Here is an 8686-nt window from a genome sequence, read left to right as displayed (position 1 = left end):
ACCATGACACCCTTCGGCTGTCCGGTCGTTCCTGACGTGTAAATCATATAAGCGAGATGATCCGCCATTGTTTCCGTCTGCGGGTTCGCTTCATCGTTTTCATCAAGCGGCAGGCTCAGAATGGAGCGGCTGCCGTCAAGCAGGATCGTATCTCCTGTGTAGCTTTCCGGCACGTCGAGCGCTTCCTGCGTGAGAAGAAGCTTAGCGCCGCTGTCCTGCAGAATGTAGCTGATGCGCTCTTTCGGGTAGTCGGGATCAATCGGCACAAATGCCGCGCCCGCTTTCAGGACGCCGAGTACGCCCGCGGCCATTTCCAAGGACGGTTTCGTCAAAATGCCGACACGTTCGTCAGCCGTAACGCCGCAGTCCATGAGAATGCGCGCGATCCGGTTCGCCCTTGCATTCAGCTCGCCGTACGTCCATTTCGCGCCGTTGTATGCCACAGCCGGACGGTTCGCGTGGCGGGCGGCCGTTTCTTCAAAGAGACGGTGAACCGTTTTGTCCCGCGGCACGGAAATTGTTTTTCCTTTCCATGCGTCAAGAAGGGCTTGTTTTTCTGTTTCATTCACCAATGAAAGCTCAGAAAGCTTCGCGGCCGGATTTTCCGCGGCGGCTTCTAACAGATGAAGCCAATAATGCTTCCACGTCTCTGCCGTTTCCGGTTTAAACAGCGCAGTGTTATATTCAAGCACAAACGTTAAGCCTCCGTCTGTGTCATCAGCCGTCATCGTCAGATCAAACTTGGCTGTTTTTCTGTCAAACGGATGGTGCTTCAGCTCAATTCCTTCCATGACCAGATCTTCAGCATTTGCGTTTTGCATGGAGAATACCGCATCGAACAGCGGATTTCGGCTCGTATCACGCTGCACCTCAATCTTTTGCAGAAGGTCCTCAAGCGGATAATCCTGCGCATCAAATGCACGTAAAGCGGTTTGTTTTACTTCTTCAAGATAATCTGTGAACGTTTTGTCCGCTTCCGGATACGACCGAAGCGCGAGTGTATTCACAAACACACCGATGACGTTAGCGAGATCCGCATGTGACCGTCCCGCAACCGGAGAGCCGACAATAATGTCATGCTGTCCGCTCAATTTTGAGAGAAAAGCGCTGTATGATGCCAGCAGCACCATGTACATGGTAGAATCCGTTTGTTTCGCAAGACTGCGAAGAGCCGACGTCTGTTCTTCAGTCAGTGAAAAGACCAGCTTGTCTCCTTCAAAGGTTTGCACAGCCGGACGGCTGTAATCAGCCGGCAGCGTCAATACCGGAAGCTCGCCGTTAAGCTCCCGAAGCCAATGCTCCTCCTGCTTGCGGTACTGCTCTGATTGAATAAATTTCTGCTGCCATACCGCATAGTCTTTATAATGAATCCGCGGCGGCTCAAGCGTTTCGCCGCCATACAGGCGGGACAGTTCATCTATCAGCACGCCGACTGAAGCGCCGTCTGAAATGATATGGTGCATGTCAAACAGCAGCAGGTGATCATGTTCAGCCAGCTTAACCAGCCCCGTTCTGACGAGAGGAAGCTGATCCAGGCGGAACGGCCGGATAAAGCTCTGAATAATTTGTCCAGCGTCTTCCTCAGAGGCTTCGTAATATTCCATGTCAATATCAGCTTCGGCCCATATACGCTGAACTGTTTCTCCATCCTTTATGTCAAACGTCGTTCTGAAGGCTTCATGGCGTTCTGTCAGCTGTTTCATGACAGATTTCAGCTTTTCTGCATCAAGCTTTCCTTTTAAGCGGAGCACAGACGGCATGTTATAGCTTGTTTCGGCGCCTTCCAGCTGCTGAAGCACGAACATCCGCTTCTGCGGTGAAGAAACCGGATACGTTTCCTGCACAGCCGCCGGTACGATGCTTTCAGCCGTCTTCTGCTCAGCGCCTTCAATCAGCTGCGTCAGTCCCGCAACCGTCGGAGAAGTGAACAGATCCTTTAATGTAAGCTGCACGCTGAAGGTCTTCTGGATGAGAGCAAGCAGTTTCATTCCCGCTAACGAATGGCCTCCGATCTCAAAGAACTGATCGTGCACGCCGACCCGCTCCATTTGCAGCACCTCACCCCAAATATCCGCCAGTTTTTGTTCTGTTTCATTGCGCGGCGCCGTATATGACACAGCATTCGCTGCGGTAACATCAGGCATCGGCAGCGCCCGTCTGTCGATCTTCCCGTTTCCTGTAAGAGGCAGTTCATCCATTTGAATAAAGACGGCCGGAATCATGTAAGCCGGAAGATCCTTCGCCGTATGCTCCCTCAGCTCCTGGGAAGAGATTTCTCGGAGGCCGACAAAATACGCGCAAAGAAGTTTGTCACCCGCTCCCTGGTCCACAGCGAGCACGATGCATTCCTGAATCTGGTCATGGCTTTGGATCTGGTGCTCAATTTCGCCAAGCTCAATCCGCTGGCCGCGGATTTTCACCTGATGGTCGATACGTCCGATAAACTCGATATCGCCATTCGGCAGCCATCTGGCCAAGTCGCCCGTTTTATACATCCGTTCCCCTTCCTTAAACGGATGCTTTACAAATTTTTCTTCCGTCAGTTCAGGACGGTTGTAATAGCCTTCCACGAGACCTTCCCCGCTGACGCACAGCTCGCCCGGGATACCTGCCGGCTGCATTCGTCCGGCCGTGTCCATGATGAAGATTTCCGTATTGCTGACCGGTTTTCCGATCGGAACGGAGAGCGTATCCTCTTCAATCACATCCACCGGGTGGTATGTCGCAAACACCGTGCTCTCAGACGGACCGTACATATGAAGCAGCTTTCCTTTTCCGACTGCCGCAAGCGCCTTTTTGACATGCTCAACAGACGCCCTTTCGCCCCCGAACATGATTTTCCGAAGCGTCGTCAGACAGGACGGCTCCATATCAACAAGCAGGTGGAACAGGGCCGTCGTAATCATCAGAATGCTTACATTCTCCCGTTTGATCACGCGGGACAAACGGGTCATGTCCAGCACCGTATCTTTCGGGACGATCACAAGCTTTGCACCGTTTAACAGCGAACCGAACATATCAAACATAAAGGCGTCAAAGACGTAGTTTGACAGTCCGAGCACAGTATCTTCTTCAGAAACGGTCAAATAGTTCGTGTTCTTTACCGTCCGCAAAATGTTGGCATGTGTGACGATGTTTCCTTTCGGCGTTCCCGTCGTTCCTGATGTATAAGTGAGATTGGCAATCGTCTTGGAGTCAAACGGCAATGCTGGATTATGAGAGTCCTTTTCATAGCTTTCCTCATCATCAGCAAGCACAATGACGCCTTGAAAACCGGCCTTTTCCGCAATCGGCTTGAGGCTTCGCTGAGTCAGGAGCACACTCGCCCCGCTGTCGCGGAAGAAATGCTGAATCCGCTGAACCGGATGTTCAGGATCAATCGGCACATAGGCTGACCCCGCTTTTAATACAGCCATAATGGAAACAATCATGTCCATTGACCGTTCACATAAAACAGCCGCGGTTTTCCCGCCGCCTCCGACCGAAAGAATATGCCGCGCAAGCCTGTTGGCGCGTTCATTCAGCTGCTGATACGACAGGGTTTCCCCTTCGAACTGAAGAGCCGTCCGGTCAGGGTTCTTTCGGGCCTGTTCTTCAAAGATCTGCACGATCGTTTGCTCTTTCGGATAGGCCGTGCGCTCCGGATTGAACCGCTGTAATTGATTCAAAGCCTCCCGTTCAGAAAGCAGGTCATATTCGCTGATTTTTGCATCCGGCTGAGCTGCCGCACTCTCCAGCAGGCGGACATAGTGCGCAAGCAGGCGATCCGCCGTCGAGCGCTTAAACAGCTTCGTGCAATAATCCAAATCGAGCGCAATGCCTTCTGCTGTTTCCCGGGCCTGCATTGTCAGATCGAATTTGGCGATATTGAAGTTGGTTTCATGAAGAGACAGTGTAAGATTGCCGATCTCCGGAATTCCGTCCGAAGCATTTTGCAGACTGAACATCGTATCAAATATCGGATGCCTGCTCATATCCCGGGGTACATTCAGCTCTTCGGTCAGCCACTCAAACGGATAGTCCTGGTGAGAAAACGCGTCCAGCACCTGCTTGCGAACATGACCTAACAAGTCTGTAAATGTCTGATCCTGCTTCACGGAGCTTCGCAGCGCAAGCGTGTTGACAAACATCCCGATCAGTCCCTCGGTATCGGAATGATTTCTTCCCGCCGACGGTGTTCCCACGATGATGTCTTCCTGTCCTGAATACTTAGAAAGCAACGTATAATATGCCGATAACAGCACCATATAAAGGGTGGCTCCGTTTTTCCCGGCGAGCTTCTGCAACCGGTCCCGCAGCTCTTTCGGCAGCTTGACTGATACGCGGTCACCCTCAAAGCTTTGCACCTGCGGCCGCGGGTAATCAGGGAGCAGCTGAAGCACCGGCAGTTCGCCGCTAAAGACTTCTTTCCAATACGCCCGCTCTTTCTTGTAGCCTTCTTCCGCCCGCTCCGCTTGCCAGACGGCGTAATCTTTATATTGAATATGCAAGTCAGGCAGCTGTTTTCCGCTATAGATCTCTGCCAGTTCCTTCAGCATGATGGAAATTGATACTCCGTCTGAAATCAGGTGATGCATATCAAACAGCAGCATATGGCGATTGTGACCGAGCGTTTGCAGGCCGATTCTGAACAAAGGCGCCTCCGCCAGCTCAAAACGGCGCACAAAATCCTTCATTACCTGTTCATTCGTTCTCCCGCTCGCTTCGATCATTTCAATATGAAACGGAACATGCTCGTGAATCACCTGTCTCGGCGTGCCGTCCTCTGATTGAAACGATGTTCTGAGCGCTTCATGCCTGCTGATTAAGACAGAAAATGCACGCTCAAGTTTTTCACGGTCTAACGCGCCTTCGATAACGGCTGCTGCCGGCATGTTATACCCGACCCCCGCATCTTCAAATTGGCTCGCGATATAGATGCGCTGCTGGGCGAGCGAAAGCGGATAGCTCTCCTGCTTCTCAGCCGGCTTAATCGCACTGTAATCCGGCCCTTCGTTTCGGCTTACCGCATAATCGGCAAGCGCCGCGATTGTCGGATGCTCAAACAAGTATTGCAGCGGGATTTCCACGCCCATTTGCTTATGAATTTTCGTCAAAAGCGTCATTGCCTTTAAGGAATGACCGCCAGACTCGAAGAAATGGTCATAAATACCCGCCTTGTCCATTCCGAGGACTTCCTGCCAGATGACGGCGAGCGTTTTCTCCGTCTCATTTCTCGGCGCCGCATACTCTGACGAACTGACAGCCTGCACATCAAGCGCGAACAGCTTTTTGCGGTCTGCCTTCCCGCTCGGCGTAAGCGGAATTTTATCCGTTTTTGTAAAGTAAGCGGGCACCATGTAATCAGGAAGGTGTTTGGACACATACTCCCGGTACTCGGCAGGGTGAAACTCAGTTCCTTTTTCTTGAACGATATATGCGCAAACATCTAAGCTGCCCTGCTGATCCGGCCGTGCCAGTACGACGGCCTCCGCCGCGCCCGGAGCTTTTCTGAGCACCGTTTCAATTTCTCCCAGCTCAATACGGTAGCCGCGGACTTTCACTTGATCGTCTTCTCGGCCGATATATTCGATTGTTCCGTCCGGCAGCCAGCGCGCCATATCACCCGTGCGGTACATGCGGCCGCTCTCGTTGAACGGATCCTGCAAAAACTTCTCTGCGGTCAAATCCGGAAGATTTAAATAGCCGCGGCCTACACCGTCTCCCGCGATATACAGCTCACCGGCCGTACCGTCAGGCTGAAGCCGTTTGTGCTTATCCAATATATACAGCCGGGCGTTGCCGAGCGGTTTTCCGATCGGAACGTACGCCGCCTGCTGATTCATTCCGTTATCTTGTGACACCTCATACACGGACGCATCTACGCACGTTTCCGTCGGCCCGTAGACATTTGTCAGCCGCGGCGCTTTGCCCGATTGATGAAAGAGCGTCATCAGCTGTTCAGCAACAGCGGCGGACAGGCCTTCTCCCCCAATGAGCATGTGGCGCAGTTCAATTCCGCTGACATCTCCCGCCGCAACCATCATCTGCAGATGCGCAGGCGTTCCGTCAGTGGCTTCAATCCGGTTTTGACGATAATAGTCCAGCAGTGCCGAGCCGTTTGTAACAGTTGTTTTCGGCACGATATAAAGCGTCTGACCTAAAAGAAGCGAGGCGAAAATCTGTTTAACGGACGCATCAAAATGAAACGGGGCCAAAAGCGCCATTCTTAATGTCTGTTCACCGCACTGATAAATCTCCTGCTGCAGTGATTGAACCAGGTGATGAACTTGCCGGTGTTCAATCATCACGCCTTTCGGCCGCCCTGTTGTACCGGACGTATAGATAATGTAAGCCAGCCGGTCTGATTGTGTGCAGACACCGTCAGCGGCCGTCTCATATTGAACGGCCTCATCAAAATCAATCTGTTCGGCATTCGTTTCAGGCGCCTGTATTCCCGCCTCTGTCAGAACAGCCTTCGCTCCGCTGTCCTCCAAGATGTACTGAATCCGATCCGCCGGAAAGTCAGGATCAATCGGCACATATGCGCCGCCCGCTTTCAAAATTCCCAATATTGCCGCAATAACACGGTCAGATCGGCCAAGCAGCACAGCGACAGGAGAATCGGCTGATATCCCGGCTTTAAGAAGGCGTCCGGCTATACGGCCTGACTGTTCATGCAATGTGTGATAGGACAATGTCCGGCCTTCATATACAACCGCGGGTTTGTCAGACAGTGCCTTCGCTTTCTCTTCAAACAGCGCCGGAATCGTCATCTCCTTGCGATAAGCGACCGGATTGCCGGAGGCACGCTTCAGAAGCAGCTCTTTCTCCGATTCTGAAAGAAGAGCGAGCTCATCAATAACACGGTCAGGAGATGATATCGCATCTTCAATCAGCGTGATCAAACGTTCAGAAACAGAAGCAATTTCGTCCGCCTTAAATATGTCACTGCGATAGTCAAAATCAATCGTCAATTTCCCAGTGTCCCATCGTTCCTTCACGTGAATCGATATATCATTTGTTCCGCTTCCGCTGAAGATCGGGTCTGTCAGGAAGGACAGATTCTCTTTTTTCTGCCACTGCATCACTTGATACTCCAAAGCCAACGTAAACAATCTGCTCAGCGAACTTTTTGAAGCACGTAAATCATTGACAAGCAAGTTATATGGATACTTTTGGTGGCGGAGAATTTTCATCAGATCCTTCATCCGGCCTTTGACGAATTCCAAGAACGGCTGGCTTCCGTCAACACTTGTCCGCACAGGCACCGTGGATACGAACATCCCGAGCATCTGCTTTTCTTTCGCATTCGTCCGGTTTCCCATAAACGTACCCGTGACGACGTCATCCCGGCCTGTCACTTTGTAGAGATAAGCGATCAGAGCTGACTGGAACAAGGAAAGAACGCTGACTTTATGCTCCCCGCAAAATGATTGAATCCGGCCGTACAGGTCATGAGGAATTTCTTGAGAAAACCGTTTCGCATCAAGACCCGCATCTGCCTGGCTCCGTTTTAAAGACACAAGCTCCGGTACGGTCTCAAACTGTCCGTTCCAAAAATCCCGATCCTTTTTAAACCGCTTCGACTGCACATATTCCTGCTCTGTCAGCACATGCTCGATAAAGGAAGGAATCTCCGCCTCGTTCTCACTTGCTCCGCCCGAAAGCTCCAAATAAATATCAGTAATCGTATTGCCCAGAATCGTCATGGAAATTCCGTCTGAAATAACGTGATGCACATTAACGTAGAACCAGACCTCATTTTCGCTGATGGTGTACACGGAAAAACGGAATAAATCCTGATCATATAACGCCAGAGGTTTGCTTGCCTCGTCACGTCCCCATTTTGACAGCTCTTCCGCAGAGCAGCCGGCTTGCCTGATGTCTGTATGCTCGATCGTCAGCGGATGGTATTCGCTCACATATTGAACAGGCTCCCCCTCATCATCAAGCCGAAGACGGATTCTCATCGACTCATGGCGACGGACGAATTCCTGTATCGCTTTCTCAACGATATGAGCTTGTACGCCGTCCTCAGAAATGAGCTTTCCGAAACCCGCAAGATTTGAAATACTTGTGTTCGGATAGAATTTTTCTGTATACCAGATACGTTTTTGTGCATTTGTTAAAGGATAAAAAGTTATTTCCATATGTGTGCGCCTCCCCTTTTTAAGATAAATTTGTCAATTCTCCCTTAGAAACAGCCTCCCTCAATGTCCCTAACTCATTATCAAGCCAAAAGAACCACTTACCTCCAAAACGATCCCGATTTAATCACCGCCGAAATCCGCAATCCATTCACCCGCACAGTCCGAAATTCGGCTCAAATTTATGAGAAATCAAGACAAGAATCCAATGTTTGTAAGCAACAGGGTTTACCTATTTCTTCATGAATTACTATATATCTACTTACGTTCACTTTATATGAAATTATTGTTTTTATCACCGAAAAATGGGTGAAAAGTTTCATGCGGCACACCGAAAAAAATTCCGACAATTCCAGAGGGTATTTTGCGGCATCCCGCAATTTATTTTTAAAAATATTATTTATGTAAAATTAAAAATCTTTAAACTATAGTATAAATCTTTCGAATATCCAGTTATGGCAGAATGAAAATAGTTTTCATATATTAGCTGACGGGGAAAAAACAGCGCAAGAACCGAAACAGGAGATTTAATCGTTCGCAATATGATTTCATTAAAC

The 8686-nt window shown here is 50.4% G+C and carries 1 protein-coding gene; it reads right to left on the bottom strand.

The window, feature by feature from the left end; translation table 11 throughout:
• Positions 1-8132: surfactin non-ribosomal peptide synthetase SrfAA (gene srfAA, locus AC1DN5_RS16725; protein WP_476961513.1), on the bottom strand; the 8132-nt coding region annotated here is incomplete at its 3' end.
• Positions 8133-8686 lie beyond the last annotated feature (554 nt).

This window comes from Bacillus sp. 01N42_2, from assembly GCF_056399565.1.
This window is presented reverse-complemented; position numbering and strand designations above follow the sequence as displayed.